The 21,501-nt window shown below is 64.2% G+C and carries 13 protein-coding genes, 1 pseudogene and 1 riboswitch; of the genes and pseudogenes, 12 read left to right on the plus strand and 2 right to left on the minus strand.

The window, feature by feature from the left end:
* The first annotated feature begins 80 nt into the window (after window positions 1-80).
* The 5 genes from IVA78_RS11280 (at window position 81) to IVA78_RS11300 (ending at window position 6,670) form a co-directional block, all read left to right on the plus strand.
* The gene (locus IVA78_RS11280) at window positions 81-488 is read left to right on the plus strand and encodes a FixH family protein (protein WP_247465244.1); all 408 of its coding nucleotides are present in this window, start codon (window positions 81-83) and stop codon (window positions 486-488) included.
* A complete protein-coding gene (locus IVA78_RS11285; RefSeq protein ID WP_247465247.1) occupies window positions 485-1,921 on the plus strand; it encodes an efflux RND transporter periplasmic adaptor subunit in 1,437 nt (478 codons plus the stop codon). The genes IVA78_RS11280 and IVA78_RS11285 overlap by 4 nt, the downstream gene beginning before the upstream one ends.
* Window positions 1,918-5,103, plus strand: coding sequence for a CusA/CzcA family heavy metal efflux RND transporter (locus IVA78_RS11290; protein ID WP_247465249.1), 3,186 nt, complete (start codon window positions 1,918-1,920; stop codon window positions 5,101-5,103). Before IVA78_RS11285 ends, IVA78_RS11290 begins: the two co-directional genes overlap by 4 nt.
* 326 nt (window positions 5,104-5,429) lie before the next feature.
* Entirely contained in the window at window positions 5,430-5,963 is a 534-nt protein-coding gene (locus tag IVA78_RS11295) for a cytochrome c family protein (protein WP_247465251.1), read from the plus strand.
* Window positions 5,964-6,058: 95 nt separating this feature from the next.
* Window positions 6,059-6,670 (plus strand): class I SAM-dependent methyltransferase, encoded by a 612-nt coding sequence (locus IVA78_RS11300; RefSeq protein ID WP_247465254.1) that lies wholly within the window; start codon window positions 6,059-6,061, stop codon window positions 6,668-6,670.
* A gap of 374 nt (window positions 6,671-7,044) precedes the next feature.
* On the opposite strand, the gene IVA78_RS11305 is transcribed toward IVA78_RS11300, so the two are convergent.
* The gene (locus IVA78_RS11305) at window positions 7,045-8,574 is read right to left on the minus strand and encodes a PepSY domain-containing protein (protein WP_247277743.1); all 1,530 of its coding nucleotides are present in this window, start codon (window positions 8,572-8,574) and stop codon (window positions 7,045-7,047) included.
* 2 nt (window positions 8,575-8,576) lie between these two features.
* Window positions 8,577-10,853: a TonB-dependent siderophore receptor gene (locus tag IVA78_RS11310; RefSeq protein WP_247465257.1), complete on the minus strand. Its 2,277-nt coding sequence runs from the start codon at window positions 10,851-10,853 to the stop codon at window positions 8,577-8,579.
* A 107-nt stretch (window positions 10,854-10,960) separates the two neighbouring features.
* Window positions 10,961-11,156, minus strand: a riboswitch (cobalamin riboswitch).
* Between the two features lie 347 nt (window positions 11,157-11,503).
* Between IVA78_RS11310 and IVA78_RS11315 the strand changes: the two genes are divergently transcribed.
* From IVA78_RS11315 to IVA78_RS11345, 7 genes and pseudogenes are all read left to right on the plus strand, one after another.
* On the plus strand, window positions 11,504-11,713 hold the full coding sequence (locus IVA78_RS11315) for a GDCCVxC domain-containing (seleno)protein (RefSeq protein ID WP_247277366.1): 210 nt from the start codon (window positions 11,504-11,506) through the stop codon (window positions 11,711-11,713).
* 623 nt (window positions 11,714-12,336) lie between these two features.
* On the plus strand, window positions 12,337-12,693 hold the full coding sequence (locus tag IVA78_RS11320) for a hypothetical protein (protein ID WP_247465260.1): 357 nt from the start codon (window positions 12,337-12,339) through the stop codon (window positions 12,691-12,693).
* 53 nt (window positions 12,694-12,746) lie between these two features.
* A pseudogene (gene ihpA / locus IVA78_RS11325) lies at window positions 12,747-14,006 on the plus strand (divalent metal ion exporter subunit IhpA).
* Window positions 14,003-15,001 (plus strand): divalent metal ion exporter adaptor subunit IhpB, encoded by a 999-nt coding sequence (ihpB, locus tag IVA78_RS11330; RefSeq protein ID WP_247465263.1) that lies wholly within the window; start codon window positions 14,003-14,005, stop codon window positions 14,999-15,001. The pseudogene ihpA and the gene ihpB overlap by 4 nt, the downstream one beginning before the upstream one ends.
* A complete protein-coding gene (locus IVA78_RS11335; RefSeq protein ID WP_247465266.1) occupies window positions 14,994-18,188 on the plus strand; it encodes a CusA/CzcA family heavy metal efflux RND transporter in 3,195 nt (1,064 codons plus the stop codon). Before ihpB ends, IVA78_RS11335 begins: the two co-directional genes overlap by 8 nt.
* A complete protein-coding gene (locus tag IVA78_RS11340) occupies window positions 18,185-19,324 on the plus strand; it encodes an OpgC domain-containing protein (RefSeq protein WP_247465270.1) in 1,140 nt (379 codons plus the stop codon). The genes IVA78_RS11335 and IVA78_RS11340 overlap by 4 nt, the downstream gene beginning before the upstream one ends.
* The gene (locus IVA78_RS11345) at window positions 19,324-21,495 is read left to right on the plus strand and encodes a heavy metal translocating P-type ATPase (RefSeq protein WP_247465287.1); all 2,172 of its coding nucleotides are present in this window, start codon (window positions 19,324-19,326) and stop codon (window positions 21,493-21,495) included. Before IVA78_RS11340 ends, IVA78_RS11345 begins: the two co-directional genes overlap by 1 nt.
* Window positions 21,496-21,501: the final 6 nt, after the last annotated feature.

Genomic DNA, 21,501 nt, shown 5'->3' on the forward strand with positions numbered 1-21,501 from the left:
CCGGAACGTTGGCGCGCGTCCATCGCGCGCATTCGCAGGCCGCTTCGGCGGCTCAACAGACGTTTCGAGGAACAGACATCATGAAGATCTCCACTGCTGCGCGCGGGCTGGCCGCCGCGCTGGTCGGGCTTTCGCTAACGGCAGCGCCAAGGTCCGCTCTCGCCGACATCAAGGACTATGAATTCCAGCTCGTCGAGCCGGCGGTTCAGACCGGCCCCGACAAGGTCGTGACGGTGCGGCTGGTGAACAAGAAAACCGGCAAACCCGTGCCGGACGCGGTCATATTCGCCTCCCGGCTCGACATGGCGCCGGACGGCATGCAGGAGATGGTCACGAAGGTGACCTCGATGCCGGGCACGGAGCCCGGGACCTACCGGTTCAAGGCCAACTTCAGCATGGCGGGCCGCTGGCAATTGTCCCTCGGCGCCAAGATACAGGGCGAGACCGGCACGGTCGAAAACAAGCTCGTCGTCACGGCGAAGCAATGACGCGCACCGTCACGATAGGTGCGGCCGCTGCGGTTTGCGCAGCGGCCGCCGCCGCCCTTTACTTGGGCGCGATCCCGCGCGCAAATCCGTTCGCCGGACCGGCGACGGCCGCTGCGGCGGCCGAGAGCGGCGCGGCGATCTACTACCAGGATCCGGACGGGAAGCCGTTCTATTCGCTCGGGCCGAAGAAGGCACCGGATGGGCGCCCCTGGCGCGCCGTGCCGGCGGGAGCCGACGTAAGCTTTGACGAGCCCGAGGAGCAACCGGCCGAGACCAAGGGCGCGGCGAAGACCGAACGCAAAGTCAAATACTACCGCAATCCGATGGGCCTGCCGGACACCTCGCCGGTGCCCAAGAAGGACTCGATGGGGATGGACTACATCCCCGTGTACGAAGGCGAGGACACCGACGACGGATCGATCAAGCTCTCGTCCGGGAAAATACAGCGTACAGGCGTAAAATCTGAGGCGGTCGTCAAAAGACCCGTGACCTCCTTGATCCGCGCTCCAGGCACCGTCCAGGAGGACGAGAGACGCGTCTCGGTCGTCGCCCTGCGATTCGAGGGCTTCGTCGAGAGCGTCGCCAACGTCACGACCGGCGACCACGTCCACAAGGGCCAGCCGCTCTTGAACGTGTACAGCCCGGCGTTGTCCAGCGCGGCCGCCGAATATCTTTCGGCAATCAACGCCGGCGCGACCGGAAAGGAGCTGAAGGGCGCGCGTCGGCGATTGGAGAATCTCGCGACGCCGGAGCCCGCCATCAAGGAACTCGAACGCACCCGGGAGATCTCTCTCTCGGTCCCGTGGCTCGCGCCCCAGGACGGCGAGATCCTCGAGCGCAACGCCGTTCCTGGCATGCGCGCAGGGCCCGGCGAAGTCCTGTTCAAGATCGCCGATCACCGCCTCCTTTGGGTGCTGATCGACGTCGCCGAGCGCGATCTGCCGCAGATCGCGGTTGGGACGAAGGTGACCATCAGGCCACGCGCGCTCGCCGGCCAGAGCTTCGAGGGCAGTGTGGCGCTGATCTATCCCCATCTCAACGCCACGACGCGGACCGCGCGCATCCGGATCGAGGTGCCCAATCGCGACGAATTGCTGCGGCCGGAGATGTACGTCGATGCCGAGATCGAGGCCGGCACGCCGGGACCGGTGCTGACGGTGGCGGAGAGCGCCGTGCTTGACAGCGGGAGCCGCCAGGCCGTCCTGGTCGACAAGGGCGAGGGCCGCTTCGAGCCGCGTGAAGTGAAGCTCGGCCGGCGCGGCGGCGGCTTCGTCGAGATCACGAATGGCCTGTCCGAAGGCGAAGCGGTCGTGACCTCGGCCAACTTCCTGATCGATGCCGAGAGCAACCTGAAAGCGGCGCTCAAGGGATTTGCAGAGTCCAACAGCATGCCGCCCGAGGCGCCCCCCGGCGGATCGGGGGCGCGCCCATGATCGCCCGCGTCATCGCCTGGTCGGCGCGCAACCTGCTGCTGGTGCTGTTCGGAACCGGCTTCGCGGCCGCGGCCGGCATCTATGCGCTGATCCATCTGCCGCTCGACGCCATTCCGGACCTCTCGGACACGCAGGTCATCGTCTACACGGAATACCCGGGGCAGGCGCCGCAGGTGATCGAGGACCAGGTCACGTATCCGCTTGCGACGGCCATGCTGACCGTGCCGAAATCCAAGGTCGTGCGGGGCTTCTCGTTCTTCGGGGTCTCGTTCGTCTACGTCATCTTCGAGGATGGTACGGACATCTACTGGGCGCGCTCACGGGTGCTCGAATTCCTGAACGCCGCCACATCGCGCATTCCTGCTGGTGTGACGCCCACCATCGGCCCGGACGCCACGGGAGTTGGCTGGGTCTACCAGTATGCGGTGGTGTCGAAAGAGCTGAACCTCGCCGACACGCGCACCATCCAGGACTGGAATCTCAAATTCGCGCTGGCCAAGGCGGAAGGCGTCGCCGAGGTCGCGAGCGTCGGCGGTTTCGTCAAGCAGTACAACGTGATCCTCGACGCGCAGCGGATGCGCAACCTCGGCATCAGCATGCAGAAGATCCGGGACGCGATCCGCGCCAGCAACGCCGATATCGGCGGGCGTACGGTCGAGCTGTCGGAGTTCGAATACGTCATCCGGGGCCGGGGCTACCTGAAAAGCATCGACGATCTCGGCAACATCGTCCTCAAGACGGACAAGGGCACGCCGGTGCTGCTGCGGGACGTCTCCCGGGTCGAACTGGGGCCGGACGAGCGGCGCGGCATCACCGAACTCAACGGCGAGGGGGAGGTCGCGAGCGGCATCGTGCTGCAGCGTTTCGGGATGAACGCGCTGGACGTCATCGAGAACGTCAAGAAGCGGTTCAAGGAGATCGCGACCAGCCTGCCGAAGTCGGTCGACATCGTGCCGGTCTACGACCGGTCGAACCTGATCTACGCCGCCATCGACACGCTCAAGCACACGCTGGTCGAGGAGAGCCTCGTCGTCGCGCTGGTCTGCGTCGTGTTCCTGCTGCACGTCCGCAGCGCGCTGGTCGCCATCCTGATGCTGCCTGTCGGCGTGCTGATGGCGTTCGGAGCGATGAAGCTGCTCGGCATCGGCTCCAACATCATGAGCCTCGGCGGCATCGCCATCGCGATCGGCGCCATGGTGGACGCCGCCATCGTCATGATCGAGAACGCCCACAAGCACCTCGAGCGCGCGGAGCCGGGCAAGTCGCGGATCGCAATCCTGATCGAGGCCGCCTCGCAGGTCGGGCCGGCATTGTTCTTCAGCCTGCTGATCATCACGGTATCGTTCATGCCGATCTTCACGCTGGAATCGCAGGAAGGGCGGCTGTTCAGCCCGCTCGCCTTCACCAAGACCTTTGCGATGGCGGCCGCCGCGCTGCTCTCGGTCACGCTGGTGCCTGCGTTGATGGTGATCTTCGTCCGGGGACGGATCGTTCCGGAGCACCGCAACCCGATCAACCGCTTCCTGATCTGGATCTATCGCCCCGTCATCAAGGGCGTGCTGCGCGCAAAGACGTTGGTTATCCTGCTTGCGCTCGCCGCGCTCGCGATCACGATCTGGCCCGCCCGTCAGCTCGGCACCGAATTCATGCCGAACCTCAACGAGGGAACGCTCCTCTACATGCCGACGACCTTGCCGGGCATCTCGGTGACGAAGGCGGCCGAACTGATGCAGACCCAGGATCGCATCATCAAGTCGTTTCCGGAAGTGGAGTCCGTCTACGGCAAGGCCGGCCGCGCCTCCACGTCGACCGATCCGGCGCCGACCGAGATGTTCGAGACGGTGGTCAATCTCAAGCCGAAGGAGCAGTGGCGGCCAGGCCTCACCATCGACGGGCTGATCGCCCAAATGGACAAGGCGCTACAGTTTCCCGGCGTGTCGAACGCATGGACGATGCCGATCAAGGCGCGCATCGACATGCTCTCGACCGGCATCCGGACCCCCGTCGGCGTCAAAGTGATCGGCACCGACCTCGTCGAGATCGACAGGCTCGCGAAGCAGATCGAGCAGGTGCTGCGGGTGGTACCCGGGACCTCGTCCGCCTACGCGGAGCGCAGCATCGGCGGCTACTATCTGGAGATCACGCCCGACCGGTCGGCGCTGGCGCGCTATGGAATCATGGTCCAGGACGTCCAGGACACCATCGCGACCGCGCTCGGCGGTCAGGCGGTCACCACCACCGTCGAGGGCCGGCAGCGCTTCACGGTCAACATGCGCTACCCCCGCGACCTCCGGGACGATCCGAAGAAGATCGCAAGCGACGTCCTCGTTCCGATGCCGGCCGGCGGCGCCGTCCCGCTCGCGGAAGTCGCGACCGTCCAACTCGCGAGAGGCCCGACGTCGATCCGGACGGAGAACGCGCAGCTTGCGACCTACATCTACGTCGACATCCGCGACCGCGATCTCGGCGGCTACGTCGCGGAGGCGCAGCGCGCCGTCCAGGCCAGCATCCAATTTCCGCCGGGCTACTATGTGGTCTGGAGTGGCCAGTACGAATATCTCGAGCGGGCCATGGCCCGTCTGAAGATCGTCGTGCCGGCGACGCTGCTCATCATCTTCCTGCTGCTGTACCTCAATTTCAGGTCGGTGACGGACACGATGATCGTCATGCTGTCGCTGCCGTTCGCGCTGGTCGGCGGGCTTTGGCTGATGTGGTGGCTCGGGTTCAACCTCTCGGTCGCCGTCGCCGTCGGCTTCATCGCCCTCGCGGGCGTCGCCGCCGAGACCGGCGTGGTGATGCTGATCTACCTCAACGAGGCGCTTGCCGAGATCAGGGCGCGCCGCGCCGCCGAGGGTTGGACCTTGAGCCGGACCGATCTCCGCGAGGCCATCATGGAGGGCGCGGTCGAGCGCGTCCGGCCGAAGATGATGACCGTCGTCGCCATCATGGCGGGACTGCTGCCGATCATGTGGAGCACCGGCACCGGGTCCGAGATCATGCAGCGGATCGCGGTGCCGATGATCGGCGGCATGATCTCGTCGACCCTGCTCACGCTGATCGTGATCCCGGCGATCTTCGGCCTGGTCAAAGGCTTCCGGTTGCCGCCTGTGGGCAAACCGGGAGTGCCGGCGAAGTCGAAGGCTGTCGTCACGACACTCCGAATCCCGGAGCCTGCCAAATGAGGTGAGCCAATGATGGACGGGATGATGTCTGGAATGATGGGCGGCATGGCGCTGATCTGGGTCCTGATCGTCGTCGTGCTCGCGCTGGGCGCGGCCGCGCTGATCAAATACCTGTTCTTCTCGGGCCGAGGAGATTGATGATGCATCGCATTCTACTTGCGGCTCTCGCTGCTGTCCTCGTCTCCGCGCCGGCTCGGGCGCAGCAGGACAGCGTAGTTCGCGGGGAGCAGGATTTTCGAGCCTGTGCAGCATGTCACTCCCTCGAGCCCGACCGCAACATGACGGGGCCAAGTCTTGCAAACGTCTGGGGAAGGAACGCCGGAAGCTTGCCGAGTTTCGACCGCTACTCCGACGCGCTGAAAGCTTCGGGGATCATTTGGGATGACCGCTCGCTGGATGCCTGGTTGACCGATCCGGAACGCATGGTGCCGGACAACGCCATGCCGTTCGAGGGCATCAAGGATGCTCGCACGCGCGCCGATCTGCTCGCCTTCCTGAAGGAAGCAACCAAGCCAGGCGCAGCTCCACGGCAAATGGCCCAAGGCATGGGCGGCATGATGGGCGGTGGCATGATGGGCGGAATGATGGCAGGTGGGCGCGTTCCGAATCTGAAGAATCTGGATCCCCCGCAGCACGTGACTAGCATCACGCACTGCCGGGACACCTATCGTGTGACTACGGCCGACGGCAAGACGCGGGCGTTTTGGGAACGCAATCTCCGGATCAAGACGGATTCCAGCAAGGACGGTCCGGAGAGCGGGGCTCCGGCCATCGTGCCGGCCGGAATGATGGGCGATCGCGTCGATGTGATTTTCGCGGCGCCCGAGGAGATCAGCAAGATGATCGAGCCGCGGTGCTGAGCCTTGCCGGCATGCCGAACGGCTCGGTTTGGGCTCGTTGGTGGTGCATGTCCCAACCGTCTCCAAAACCCGATTACAAGCTTCGGGAGAGTTCGATGGGCTTCTACAACGACTTCGTGCTGCCGAGCCTTCTCGATCTCGCGATGAGCAACAAGCAGCTTCTGCCTTTTCGCGAACGCGTGATCGGCGCCGCCGAGGGCCGCGTGCTGGAAATCGGCGTCGGCTCGGGCCGCAACTTGCCGTTCTATCGTTCGCCAGCGAAGGAAATACTGGCGCTCGAGCCTTCTCCGAAGCTGGTCGCCATGGCTCGGGGAGCCGTGCATGCGGACCTGCGCGTGCAATTCGTCGACGCTTCCGCCGAAGCCATTCCGCTCGACGATGGCACCGTCGACAGCATCGTGACCACCTGGACCTTGTGCAGCGTTCCGCAGGCTGCCGTAGCGCTTGCCGAGATGCGCCGGGTGCTCCGCCCCGGCGGCAAGCTCCTGTTCGCCGAGCATGGCCTGGCGCCTAGTCTAAGCGTGCGTTGGTGGCAGGACCGTTTGACGCCGCCATGGCGGCACATCAGCGGCGGCTGTCACCTCAACCGCCCGATCCGCTCCATGATCGAGGATGCGGGATTCCGGATCGACCGGATCGAGACCGGCTACATAGCGGGACCGAAGCCGATGACCTTCATGTACGAAGGCAGTGCGCGGCCAGGCTGACAGAGCGGCAAGTTCTGATCACGCCGAAGGAGTGGCCGCCGGAGCAGCAAGGAAGACCTCTGTGGCAGCTTGATCGGAGAAGCGGAGCCCGGTTAATTTTCTATCTCTCGCCAAAATGCGGTCTCGGTGCTGAGTGTGTTGGCTTTCAGTGGCACAGAAGTTTGCGAGCAACATCTTGGCGTCGGCTACGTCGGCCGGTCGGCCTCCATTATTCGGTCCATCTCGGCACATCGCCCAGGGCAAGCGACTTATTACCGTACAAGGAGAGCGCATTTGCGGACCAGATCCGCCTCGGCCCTGCCGCCGGTGCACACTACGAGGCTCTGGTCGCAGGTCCAGTCCGTAGCACGTTGCAAGCTCAGCCACCCGAGGGGCTATCGCCCGCGCCGTTCCAGGCGTAGCACTTGACCTCTGCGGAACCACCGGCGGCAGCAGCGGCCGGGCGCTTCGACGACACGAAAGTACCTCAGATAGCGCCAGCCGACAACGACACCGCTCACCGAGACGATGGTCCCAAGGATCGAGAGCAGCCACACCACAATGTCCCAGGCCGGGGGATACATCAGCAGTAACCGAAAATCGAAACTGTGCAGCGCGTTGAACAGCCATCGATATGTGCGACGGCCGCTGTCCACGCGGCCAACGATGTCGCCCGTGACGGGGCTGATGTGAAACCATGTTTTCGCGTCATCATCAAACACGGCGCGCAGCACCGGCAATTCGCGGTCCTGATGATGGGCATACCAATAGGCATCGTATTCCCTCAGGATTGACCGTTCCACGACGCGCGCTTGCGGCAGCAATTTTGTTGCGGCAGTCCAGAGGCGATCCTGCGGAAGCGTTGCGAATTGGCCCGACGTCACATCCAGCGGTCTTTGCGTGCCATCACGCGATGCGGCGATCATCATCGGGCTGCCATTAAGCCAGACAAAGCGCACTTCGACGGCGGCGGATTGCGGTGTTGGCAGCTTCGTCGCAATCGTCGGCGTATCATGGCCAGCATAGCGTTGCAGCACCTCGCGCGTCATGTTGCGGCTTGCGAAATATTCGCCGGGATTGAGCGAAAGCCAACCGGAGAACGTCCAGGTCAGCACGAAGATACCCGCGATCAGGCCGGTGACGTGGTGCCAGGCCATCCAGCCACGATAAGGCGTGATCCTGCCGCTGGCATAGCGCCGCTTCAGGCGTACGCGAAGGATCCCGATCCAGATGCCGGTGACGCCGATGATCAGGCAGATACCGGAGATCCAGAGCACGACCAGCCGCCACAGCGGCCCATCTTTGCGCAGCACGGTCGGATAGATCCAGTGCGGGATCGAGCCGAGGCAGTTCCAGACCCGTTCGGTGTGGTTGGTGTCGAGCGCGATCTCGCCGGAGCGCGAGGAGACATAGAGCCTGGTACCCGCATCGTCGCCGAGCGCAATGAGGTAAAGCGGCCGCAGCGGATCGTAACGGGCCGTTACGCTCCATTGGTCGCGATCGATGATGTCTTCGAGTTGCGGTGATCTGCTCGCGGGATGATGTTGTGCGACCGCGAGCGCCTGCTGTTCGGAGACGCCGGTGATGATCCGGCCATCGGCTGCAGAGATCGCCTGTCGCTTGCCGTCCCAGCCGGTGATCCGATACACCGGCTCGTCGGCCAGCATCGAAAGCCGGAGGTCGCGCGGATAGCGCGTCGCGCCTGCGGCTTTCATCACGTCGTCCGGCGACAGCGCCACCTTCTCCCATTGGACATCAGGGAGCGCTGCCAGCCTTTCCTTGTCGGAAAGGCCGGGAAAAGCCACGTACATCATCACCACGCCGGAGATGAACCACATGGCGAAGAACAGGCAGGTGACGATACCGACCCAGCGGTGGCCGATGTACAGCCACCGCCGGAGTGTGCGTTTGAGGGTCCGTGACACGCTCAGAACTTCACGTTGACCGCGAGCTGCGCCGTGCGTGGCATGCCGAGCAGCCACTGAGTAGTGCCGCCCGACGTCGTGTAGATCTCGTCGAAGAGATTGTAGATGCGGAACGACACGGTGGTGTTGAGGTCGGGCTTCCACTGCACGCCGGCATTGACAATGTTGTAGGCCGGGCGCGTCACCGTGTTGGCGTTGTCGGCATAGGTCTTGCCGACGATCTGCACGCCTGCGTTGGCCGACCAGTTCGGTGCGAAGGCCCAGGTCGCCCAGATATTGGAGACGTTCTGCGGCACATTGACCGGTACGTTGCCGGCATAGTTCACGCTTCCGCCGCCCACCGCCTGCACGAAGTCATCGTATTTCGCGCGCAGGAAGGCGGTATTGGCATCTATGCGCAAGCAATGATCGAGCAGGAAACCGACTGACGCTTCGACGCCGCGCGATGACTGCTGGCCGACCTGGACGGTCAGCGACGGAATGTTGGGATCGCGTGCCAGCAGGTTGTTCTTCACGATCTCATAGCCGGCCAGGGTCCATTCGCCGCGGCCGCCCCAGAACGATTGCTTGACACCGATTTCGACTTGCTTGCCGGTCGCCAGGTCGAAGTTCTTGTTTGCGGAGGACAGTGAGACGAGCCCTCCGACCGGGTCGGCCGCGGTGGCATATTGGGCATAGAAAGCGAGATCCTTGACCGGTGCATAGACGGCGCCGGCGCGCCAGGTCGTCGAAGAGAACGATTTCTCGAAGCTGTTGGCGGGCGAGACATAGTCGGTGCGCGCGATTGTCGGTTCATCCTGACGTATGCCGGCAATCAAGGACAGTTGCTCGGTGACCGACAGCCTGTTCTCGGCAAACAGCGCGTACTGGTTGGTTACGCTGCCATAGCCGGGAACTGTGGGATTCGGGCTGTTGAATATGCCTGGAGCGAAACTGAATGGGTTGACGGACGACGAGCCGCCGTAAGGTGAATTGTTGGTGTGGGTAAAATTGATGCTGTTGACGTCGAAACCTGCGACGAACTCATTGGCCATGCCAAGGACATGTCCGCGGAATTTCGCATCCATGCGATTGCCGACCTGCTGCTGATCGTGAAAAATCTCGATATAGCTGCTGCGGTTGATCAGGCCGGTGGCGGGGTTATAGGCGTAGCTTTCGACGTCCTTCCAATGTCGCTTGGAGTTCAGATAGTAAAGCGTGTTCTGAACCGAAATTCCATCGGCCACCTGCCATTCAGTTTTCACCTGGTTCCAGCTATCCTGGTAGCGGATGTGGCTGTCGCTGACGTTGTAATTCTTGAAGCGGAGAGATTCATCGAGCCTGCCGTTGATCAGCGGCGTGCCGAAGTAGCGCGACGGGTTGCGGTCACCGTAGTCCGTGGACAGTGTCCAGGTGACGTCGTCGTTCTGCTTGATCTGGATCACGGCATGAAGCGCGACGTTCGAGGTGTCGTCGCGATCGACCCAGCCATCCGACATGTTGCCGGAGGCGGTGATCCGATAGGCGACGTCCTTGCTGACCGGACCGCCACTGTCCACCGCAATTCGCCGGGTCATGTTGCTGTCCAGCGACATCTCGGCCTGATTGCGAGGGACCCACAATGGCAGTTTTGAAACCACGTTGATGGCGCCGCCGACCGCGCCCGCGCCGTACATCACCGACGCAGGGCCGCGCAGCACCTCGATGCGCTCGGTCGACCAGGTGTCGAACGGAAAGGCCACCGTCCCGGCGCCGATATAGAGCTGGGTGCCGTCATACAGCGTCATGACGGAGCCAAGGCCCGTGAAGCCGCGGGTATTGAACGAGACGCCGCCATTGCCCGGTGCCGGGCTCGCCGTGAAGCCGGTGGCGTTTTGCGTCACCGCGTCGAGGATGTTCTGCTGGCCGCGTTCGGCGATGGTTTCAGCGGAGATCACCTCCACGCTGGCTGGCGTCTGCAGTCGCGTCAGGCCGAGCCGGCTGCCGGCCGTGCTCGCGCCGGTGAGGTTGAGCGTCGGTGCGGCGAAGACAGGACCAGTCGGCGCGGCAACCTGTGTACCGGTATTGACAGCTATGTTGCGCTGCTGGCGCAAACGCGCGGCGCTGGCGGTCGCAGAACTGCGTCGGGTGCTTTGGGCCCTCGGCGACGTTGCCGGCGACTGCACCACAACGGGGTCGAGCGTCTGGACCGTCCTTTCGGACTGTGCCCAGCCGTCGGTCGACAAAACCAGGCAGGAGAATGCAGCTGAGCGCAGAATCGCGCGGCGATACCGCGGCGCGAAGATTGTACGGGAGGTCATCAACAGACTCGCGATAACGTGGCACGTCACCGCGAACGCAGCTTGGCCGCTGCCTCAAGAAGAAGGCAGCCCCAACACCCACCAGGACACCCCGCCCAATGTGCTCGCGTGTGACCACGACTGACGGCAGGTCTCCTGGCTCGCGGGTCGTTACCTCTCGCCGCCTTCCCAGGTCCGCAGGCCCAGTGGCGTTTGGCGAAGGCTCACCGCTTACAGTTGCGGGGGCAGCCACGGCGTTGGGGGATCCCCGCACCGTATTCCCTATTGATCTCCCGAAGGAGAACCGTCGTTGTCACCCTAGTTTTATTTGCAAACGGCTGTCAATTGGATGTTTCGCTGCGGCAGAAGTCAGCGCGTGGCGCCGATCATCAGGCCAAGTCGAGGATTCGACACCGCGGGAGATGGCATGTCAGATCACGCGTCGATCCCTTATGAATTGGTTGCAGCGGTGAGCGTGGTGAGGTCTACTGCTTGCGCACAGGCCGACGAGGTCGCGATCACGACGCACACTACGTTCGACGTCGGTGACAACTCCAATGCCGTTCAAAGCTCCGCACGTATCCTTCGTATCGTTGCCGTTAAGGTGCCCTCCGGGATCAACCAGGCGATGATCGTTGGAAACTGGCTCGCGCGATGCTACGTTAGAGGGCATGCACGTCGAATCCACTCTCATTTGCCCGTCATGCGGCCATCGATCCATTGAGACGATGCCGACCGACGCTTGCCAATTCTTTTACGATTGCCGCGGATGCGGCACCCGGCTGAAGCCTAAATCGGGCAATTGCTGCGTGTTCTGCTCCTATGGCACCGTGCCTTGCCCACCGATCCAAGAGAATGGCAAGGGAGCTTGCTGCGGGTAGTTTGCCGATTTCCTGCGTGTGCCGATGAGTGCACGGGCTTTCGCGCGAGGATAACGCGATCGGCGTTGGGGTCCGGACCTCAATTGCTGCGCCGTCGCTCTTGCCCTAATCACGTGGGAATTCCGCCGCGAGCTCGCGCTAACGGGGCCCATAGAAGTGAACGAACGATGAACGGTACCCCGACAGCTATCGGGATCAGCCAGTACGTGAAATGAGGCAAGTCCTTCCAAAGCGGCAACTGCTTTCCATTGTCGACGTAGAACGATCGGGCGCTGGATCGACCTGAGTGGACCGCCGTCGATTCGAGCGGCGGCCGGGTCAACATCATTTCTTCCGCGGAAGACGTGGCCGACCGCATCGCCGACTTCATCAAGCAGACACGATACACGACAGGAGGGAGCATGCAGCATCGATCCACGCTTCGCGCGAGCCTCTCGGACTATTTGGCACCCTTGCCGTGCGCGAGGCAGCTGGAGCTCAGAGCTGCCGCCTATTCCGTCAAGCGTTCCCTCCCGTGACTTGAGCCCCCGGTTCCCGGATCATAAGGATGTTAACACTGTTGCGGATCGACACCCCGGCCTAGTGCATGGTACTGGTCATCGCCCGATCGATCGGAACCCCGAGTGACCCTTTCCTTCAGATTTGGCCGTATCCTGCCGCGCTCGCTGCGCGGTGCGATGACCATATTTGTGATCGCGACCTACCTGATCGCCGGCGTGCTTCACGGCGTGTGCGATCTGGATGTCACAAATTCGTCGCCCAATGTTGTCGTCTCCTTCGCCGACAAGGGCATCGGCCATTCCGACAAGGGCGCTTTGGCCGACCATCACTGTCACGGCTGCTTCTCCGTCTCCGTTCCGGCCCCAGTGATTGCAGCGGTAGCCGTGATGCGCCCGATAGAGATCGTACCCACGCTGCAGGTCGTTCGGCGCGGTCTGCCGCCCGGAATCGACCCACCGCCCCCGAAATTCCTGACCTGAAATGACCGCTGGGCGCATCGCGCCCTAGATCCGTCTTTCGTCAGGTTTTCACCATGTTTCCAAAGTGCGTCACGCGTTTCGCGTGCGCGACGGCGTTGCTGGTCAGTCCCTGGTTGCGCGGTGTCGCATTCGCAGACCCTCAACCTCGGAGCGGCGCTGCAGCGCGCGCTCGCGACCAGTCCGCGTCTGACGGCCGCCGAGCGCGACGTCGGGATCGCCGCCGGCCAGCGCATCCAGGCGGGGGCACGGCTCAATCCGGAACTGTCCTACGAACAGGACAATTCTTTCGGATCCGGTATCTACCGCGGCACCAAGTCGGCCGAGACGACGCTGCAGATCAGCCAGCTCTTCGAGCTCTTCGGGAAGCGCGAGGCCCGCATCGCCGCCGGGCAGGCAGGTGTGGAAGGAGCCACGATCGAACGCAAGGCGGTGCGCCTGCAGATCCTTGCCGAGACGGCGATCGCGTTCCTGAACGTGCTCGGGCTGCAGCGGCGCATCCAGATCCTGGACGAGCAGGTCGCCGCGCTCGAGCGTCTGACGCCCTTGCTCCAGCGCAGCGTGGACGCCGGCGCGTCGTCGCCTGCCGAGACGAAGTCGCCGCCGCCCTGGTGAAGGCCGATCGCGAGCGCACCAAAGCCAGCCTGTCCAGCGCCCGTCGCGAGTTAGGGGTGCTCATAGGGGAGACCTCACCGAAGTTCGCCAGCGTCTCCGGACGTCTGGATGCTACCGCTCGGGCGCCGTCGTTCCAGGCAGTGATCGCGGCCATCGACGCGAACCCGCAATTGGTGAGGTGGAATGCAGTCTACGCCCAGCGCAATGCCGAACTTCTTCTGGCGCGGCTGAAGCCTTACCCGGACGTCCGTCTCGCCGCCGGCTGGCGGCATTTCAACGAAACCAACGACGACGCGGTCCGGCTGACCCTGTCGGTCCCGATCCCGGTGTTCGATCAGAACCAGGGCAATATCCTGTCGGCCCAGGAAAGCCTGGCCAAAACGCGATCCGAGCGCGAGGCGAACCGCAACACCCTCCTAGTCGTCGCGGGGCGGGCCTACGATACCGTGCAGGGCTCGCTGGGGGAGCTCGCTATTCTGCGCGATTCCGGCATTCCCAAGGCCCAAGCTGCCGCCAACGAGATCGAGCAGGGCTACGGCGCCGGACGCTTCTCTCTGCTCGAAGTGCTGGATGCCCAGGCCAACGTCACCCAGGCGCGCCTGCGCGAGCAGGAGGCGTTGCAGAACTACCATGTCGCCGTTGCGACCATCGAAGGGCTCGTCGGCAATCCCTTCGTTCTGGCGCGGGAGAGCGCACGATGAGAACTTCCAGCGCATTCATCCTGGCCGTAGCCGCGGCCGCCGCCGGCGCGTTCGGTTATCGCTGGCTCATGCCGGCCGATGCTCCCGCCGCGACGCAGCATGCCGAAAAGCATGAAGGCGGCGAAGCCAAGGAGGACAAGGGCGGCAACCAGCACGTGGAGAAGGACGAGCACGGCGCCGACCGCATCGTGATCAGCGACGTCAAGCTTGCGGCTGCCGGCGCGACGTTCGCCGAAGCCGGACCGGCTACCCTGACGGACACCCTGTCTTTCAACGGCGTGCTGCGCGCCAACCAGGAGACCGTGGTCCAGGTCACTCCGCGCTTTCCCGGCATCGCGCGCGGCATCAAGAGGCGAATCGGGGACGTGGTCGCCAAGGACGACCTGCTGGCCTCGATCGAAAGCAACCAAAGCCTCACCGTGTACGATCTCAAGGCGCCGATCGCCGGCACCGTGATCGACCGGCAGATTTCGCTCGGCGAATACGTGTCCGAGCAGAAGCCGGCCTTCGTCGTGGCGGACCTTTCAACGATCTGGGTCGATCTTTCGATCTATCGTCAGGATCTCAGGCGCGTCCGGATCGGCGACGAGGTGCTGATCGATCCCGACGACGCCGCAAGCGACATCAAGGGCAAGATCTCCTATCTTGCGCCCGTCGGGGCAAGCGAAACGCAGACGGCCATCGCGCGGGTGATCTTGCCGAACCCCGACGGACGGCTGCGGCCGGGCCTGTTCGTGACCGCTCGTTTGGTCCTTGCCGAGCGGAAGGTGCCGGTCGCGGTGCAGGCGGGCGCGATCCAAACCTTCGAGAACAAGACGGTCGTGTTCGTGCGGGAAGACGACGACAAGCTCGAAGCACGCCCCGTCGAGCTCGGGGATTCCGACCAGAAGTTCGTGGAAGTCCGTGCAGGCATATCGCCGGGCGAGAAGTATGTCGCCGAAAACTCGTTCGTCGTGAAGGCCGAGATGGGCAAGGGAGAGGCAGAGCATGATTGAGCGCCTCATCGAGTTCTCCATCCGCCAGCGCTGGCTGGTGATCCTCTTCGTGCTCGGGCTTCTGACCTTCGGTGGTTGGAACTTCACTCGGCTGCCGATCGACGCCGTGCCTGACATCACGAACGTGCAGGTCCAGATCAACACGCAGGCTCCGGGATATTCGCCGCTGGAAACCGAGCAGCGCATCACGTTTCCGGTGGAGACGGCGATGGGTGGCCTGCCCAAGCTCGAATACACCCGGTCCCTGTCGCGCTACGGCCTGAGCCAGGTCACGGTCGTCTTTCGGGACGGGACCGACATCTACTTCGCCCGCCAGCTCGTCAACGAGCGTATCCAACAGGTCAAGGACCAGCTTCCCGCCGGCGTCGAAGTCGCGATGGGGCCGATCGCCACTGGCCTCGGCGAAATCTACCTCTATACGGTCGAAGCGAAACAGGGCGCCAAGGCGCCGGGCGGCAAGGAATTCACCCCAAGCGACCTGCGCACGATCCAGGACTGGATCATCAAGCCGCAGCTCCGCAACGTTCCCGGCGTCATCGAGGTCAACACCATCGGTGGGTTCGAGCGCCAATTCCACGTGCTGCCGGATCCCGGCAAGCTCATGGCCTATAAGCTCGGCTTCCGCGACGTGATGACCGCGCTGGCCGCCAACAACGCCAATGTCGGCGCCGGCTACATCGAGAACAACGGCGAGCAATACCTGGTCCGGACTCCGGGGCAGGTCGCCAATATCGCGGAGATCGAGGACATCGTCATCGGCTCGCGCGGCGGCGTGCCGGTCCGGGTCAAGGACGTGGCGCAAGTCACCGAAGGCAAGGACCTCCGCACAGGCGCCGCGACCCTCAACGGCCAGGAGACGGTGCTCGGCACCGCCATGCTGCTGATCGGCGAGAACGGCCGGGCGGTGGCTCAACGGGTGGCCGCCAAGCTGGGAGACATCGCCAAGTCTCTTCCGGAGGGCGTGGTTGCGCGAGCGGTGTACGATCGGACGCATCTGGTCGAGGCGACGATCAAGACGGTCGAAACAAACCTCGTCGAGGGCGCGATCCTCGTCATCATCGTGCTGTTCCTGATCCTCGGCAATTTTCGCGCGGCGCTGGTGACAGCCTGCGTCATCCCGCTGTCGATGGCGATGACCGTCACCGGCAAGGTCGAGACGAAGGTCAGTGCGAACCTGATGAGCTTAGGGGCCATCGATCTCGGCATCATCGTGGACGGCGCGGTCATCATCGTCGAGAACTGCCTGCGCCTGCTTGCCGAAGCGCAGCATCAGAAGGGCGGCCTGCTGAACCTGAGGGAGCGGCTGGAGACGATCCGTCGCAGTTCCGCCGAGGTCATCAAGCCCAGCCTGTTCGGAACGCTGATCATCGCGGTCGTCTACCTGCCGGTCCTGACGCTGACCGGAGTCGAGGGCAAGATGTTCACGCCGATGGCGCTGACCGTGCTGATGGCGCTCGCCGCCGCAGCCCTGTTTTCGATCACTTTCGTCCCCGCCGCGGTCGCCATCGTGGTCACGGGCAAGGTGTCGGAGAAGGAGAACCTCTTCATGCGCGCCGCCAAGCGCGTCTACCTGCCGCTCCTTAACCGGGCGATCGCATTCCGCGGCGTCGTCGCGTTCGCGGCGGTCGTGGGGGTGGAGGCGAGCGTCTTCGCGGCGACCCGCATGGACGGCGAGTTCATTCCGAGCCTCGATGAGGGCGATGTCGCTCTTGCCGCGACCCGGATTCCCGGAACGAGCCTGACGCAGGCGCTCGACCTGCAGATGGCATTGGAGAGGCGAATCCAGCAACTGCCCGAGGTGAAGGAGTTCTTCGCGCGAACGGGCACGGCCGAAGTCGCCACCGATCCGATGCCCCCGTCGATCTCCGACGGCTACGTCATGCTCAAGCCGCGCAGCGAGTGGCCGGACCCCGAGAAAACGAAGCCGGAGCTGGTCGAGGAGATCGAGAAGGCGGCCAACGACATCCTGGGCAGCAATTATGAGGTCTCGCAGCCGATCCAATTGCGGGTGAACGAGCTGATCTCGGGCGTCCGCAGCGACGTGGGCGTCAAGATATTCGGCGACGATCTCGACGTGCTGCAGGGCGCCGCCAAGCAAGTGCAATCGGTGATCCAGGGCATCCGCGGGGCGACCGACGTGAAGACCGAGCAGGTCGCCGGTCTGCCCATCCTCACCGTCAAGCTCGACCGGCGCGCACTGTCTCGCTACGGCCTCAGCGTCGGCGACGTCCAGAACATCGTGGAAATCGCCGTCGGCGGAAAGGGCGTAGGCAAGCTGTTCGAGGGCGACCGCCGGTTCGATATCGTCGTGCGTCTTCCGGAGCGGCTGCGCGGCAATATCGAGGCGATCCGGGCGATTCCGATACCCCTGCCGGCGGAGGAGGCCGGCACGCCGGCGCTCACCAAGACGGCGTTGTCGGCGGCCGCGGGCACTCAGCCGCGCTACGTGCCGTTGTCGTCGGTCGCGACCGTCGATTCCGCGCCCGGCCCGAACCAGATCAGCCGCGAGAACGGCAAGCGCCGCATCGTCGTGACCGCGAACGTCCGCGAGCGCGATCTCGGCTCGTTCGTGTCAGAAGCCCAGGACGCGGTGTCGCAGAAGGTCAAGCTCCCGGCCGGGTACTGGATCGGCTGGGGCGGCCAGTTCGAGCAACTGGTCTCGGCGACCAAACGGCTCACCATCGTCGTTCCGGTGGCGCTGCTGCTGGTCTTGCTGCTGCTGTTCATGAGTCTCGGATCGCTCGCAGATGCGCTTCTGGTGTTCAGCGGGGTGCCGCTGGCGCTCACCGGCGGCGTCCTGGCACTGCTGCTGCGGGGTATCCCGTTGTCGATCAGCGCTGGCGTCGGCTTCATCGCGTTGTCGGGCGTCGCCGTCCTCAACGGCCTGGTCATCATCGCCTTCATCGAACGGCTCCGCCACGAAGGAAAGCCGGTGCTCGAGGCGGTCTACGAAGGGGCCATGACCAGGCTGCGGCCCGTGCTGATGACTGCCCTGGTGGCTTCGCTTGGCTTCGTCCCGATGGCCATCGCGACGGGCGCCGGCGCCGAGGTGCAGAGACCGCTGGCGACCGTCGTCATCGGCGGCATCATCTCCTCGACGATCCTGACGCTGTTGGTACTGCCGGCCCTGTACGTGCTGTTCCGGAAGGACTCCGCGCCGGCACCGGTAGCAGAGGAAGCGGCATGACTAAAACGGCGGCAAATCCGGCGCGCCGGGATATCCGGCTCGACCTCTTCCGCGGGTTGGCGAACTGGGCGATCTTCCTCGACCACATTCCCAACAACGTGGTCGCCTGGGTCACCATGAAGAACTACGGATTCAGCGACGCGGCGGGTCTGTTCGTCTTCGTGTCCGGCTACACGGTCGCGTACGTCTATTCGCGGACGATGGCGACAAAGGGCTTCGTCGTCGCGTCCATAGGCATTCTGGCGCGCGCCTGGCAGATCTACGTCGCGCACATCCTGCTGTTCGTCTTCTACGTCGCGAGCATCGGCTACGTCGCCCAGCGCTTCGGCCACGCGCACCTTCTGGACGAGTTCAACATCCGTCGCCTTATCGCCGATCCGATCGAATTCCTGAAGCACGGGCTGCTGCTGGAATTCAAGCCGCTCAACATAGACGTCCTGCCGCTCTACATCGCCTTGATGGCGACGTTTCCGCCGGTCCTGTGGCTGCTCGTCCGCTCGCGCAACCTGGCGCTCGCGACATCCTTCGCGATCTACGCGGCCGCCCGCGCCTTCGGCTGGAATCTTCCCAGCTACCCGGAGGGGTTCTGGTACTTCAATCCGTTCGCCTGGCAGTTTCTCTTCGTGATCGGCGCTTGGGTCGCGCTCGATCGGACCGAGACGATAGGCCGCCTAATCGGATCTCGGGCCGCCGCGTTGTCGGCAGCGCTTTTTCTGCTCCTCGGGCTAGTCGTCAGGCTGGCGGCTCGTCTCGGTTTCGCGGACGCGATGTCGGAGGCGCTCGTCGATGTCTTCGTCCCGAACGACAAGACCAATCTGGCTCCTTATCGGATTCTGCATTTTCTCGCGCTCGCCCTAATCGTAGCGAGGTTCGTACCGCGCCACGCCTCATGGCTGACATCGCCGCTGTTGCGACCGTCGTCGATCTGCGGCGAGCGTTCTCTCGAGGTGTTCTGCGTCGGCATCTTTCTGTCCTTCATCGGGCACTTCCTGATCGAACTTGTCTCCGGATCGATCGCCTTCCAGATGCTCGTGGCTTTGGGCGGCATCTGTGCGATGACGGCAGTCGCAAGCTATCGAACCTGGATCAAGGACGTCAGATCGTCCTCTAGCTCTCGACCCTTAAGGACAGCGTGATGATCAACAGAGAAACGGATCTGGAAGTCGTGTCGGTGGAGACCACGCGCGTGCGCGTGGAGGGCATGGATTGCGCAAGCTGCGCAACCAAGATCGAGAACGCTCTGATCCGGATGCCCGGCGTCACCGACGTGTCCGTTTCCGTCGCCGGCGGCACCGTCACTGTGGGACACGACGGCCTCGATCGCGACGACATCGGGAATCGGATTTCCAGTCTTGGTTATCGGGTGGCCAGCGCCGAGAGCGACGGTTTCGCGGGCGAAAGAAGAAAAACCTCTCAGGAGACCCGTTCGAGTGACGACGATGCCACCGCCTGGTGGCGTACCCGAAAGGGAATGCTCGCGATCGGATCCGGCATCGCTCTCGCTGCGGCATTCGCGTTGGGCAAGGCCGTACCCGCCACCGCGCACTGGGCTTTTCTGGTTGCGATGCTGGTCGGCCTCGTTCCTGTCGCCCGCCGCGCGATTGCCGCTGCGCGGGCCGGCACGCCGTTCTCGATCGAAATGCTGATGTCGATCGCTGCCGTCGGCGCGGTGATCATCGGAGCGACCGAGGAGGCCGCGACCGTCGTCTTTCTATTTCTGATCGGAGAGCTCCTGGAAGGTGTTGCCGCAGGCCGCGCCCGCGCCAGCATCCAAGGCCTGACGGCACTCGTTCCGAAGACCGCTCGCCTCGAGGAAGACGGTGGTGTGCGGGACGTGCCCGCCGACAGCCTGCAAATCAGAGCGACGATCCAGGTCAGGCCCGGTGACCGCGTCCCTGCCGACGGTGTCGTCCTCTCCGGAGAGAGCACGGTCGACGAAGCGCCGGTCACCGGCGAGAGCACGCCCGTCCGAAAGGGCGCGGACGCGAGCGTGTTCGCCGGCACCGTCAACGGCGACGGCCTGCTGCGGGTGCGGGTGACCGCCGCGGCGGCCGACAACACCATCGCGCGCGTGGTGCGCCTGGTCGAGGAGGCGCAGGAGTCCAAGGCGCCGACCGAGCGCTTCATCGACCGGTTCTCGCGGTACTACACTCCCGGGGTTGTCGTGGTTGCGGCCCTGGTCGCCGTCGCACCTCCGCTTCTGTTCGGCGGTGACGGGGTCGGCTGGATCTACAAGGGGCTGGCCGTTCTCCTGATCGGATGTCCCTGCGCTCTCGTCATCTCCACGCCCGCGGCCATCGCCGCCAGCCTGTCTGCCGGCGCCCGCCGGGGACTTCTGCTCAAGGGGGGCGCGGTTCTCGAGCAGATCGGCCGGATCACCGTGGCCTGCTTCGACAAGACTGGCACGCTCACCGCGGGCAAGCCGCAGGTGACGGACATCGTCGGCTTCTCCCGCAGCGCGGAGGACGTTCTGCGGATGGCTGCGGCGCTCGAATCCGGATCGAGCCATCCGCTTGCCACCGCGATCCTGTCGAAAGCGGCGGAGGCGAAGACGCGGATCCCGCCGGCCTCCAACGCGTCGGCTAACCGCGGCAAGGGCGTGCGCGCGATCGTGGATGGGATGGAGGTTTTCCTCGGTTCAGCGAAGGCGGCTGCGGAATTGGCGGCCCTTTCGGACGCGCAGCAGGCGCGGATCGCGGTGCTCAACGACGAAGGTAAGACCGTCTCCTTGCTCGTCATCGACGAGAAGATCGCAGGTGCGATCGCCATGCGCGACGAGCCCCGTCCTGACGCCGAAAAGGGTCTCAAGCTGCTATCGGACGCGGGCATCCGGAGGATGATGTTGACGGGCGACAACCGGCGGACGGCCGTCGCAATCGGCAAACAGCTCGGGATCGAAGTCGAGGCCGAGCTTCTACCCGAGGACAAGCAGCGCATCGTCGGCCGGCTCCAGCAACAGGGATCCGTGGTGGCGAAGGTCGGCGACGGCATCAACGACGCGCCGGCGCTCGCCGCCGCCGACGTCGGCATCGCCATGGGCGGAGGCACGGACGTGGCGCTGGAGACGGCGGACGCCGCGGTGCTGCACGGTCGCGTGTCGGACATCGCGGCCATGGTCGATTTGTCCAAGCGGACCATGAGCAACATCCGGCAGAACATCAGCATCGCGCTGGGATTGAAGGCGGTCTTCCTGGTCACCACCGTGGTCGGGATCACCGGTCTATGGCCCGCCATCCTCGCCGATACCGGCGCGACCGTGCTGGTGACCGTGAACGCGCTGCGTCTGCTCAAACCTTCGGGAGGGTAGCATGAA

Origin of the sequence: Bradyrhizobium sp. 137, assembly GCF_023074095.1 — a bacterium.
Classification (GTDB): domain Bacteria; phylum Pseudomonadota; class Alphaproteobacteria; order Rhizobiales; family Xanthobacteraceae; genus Bradyrhizobium.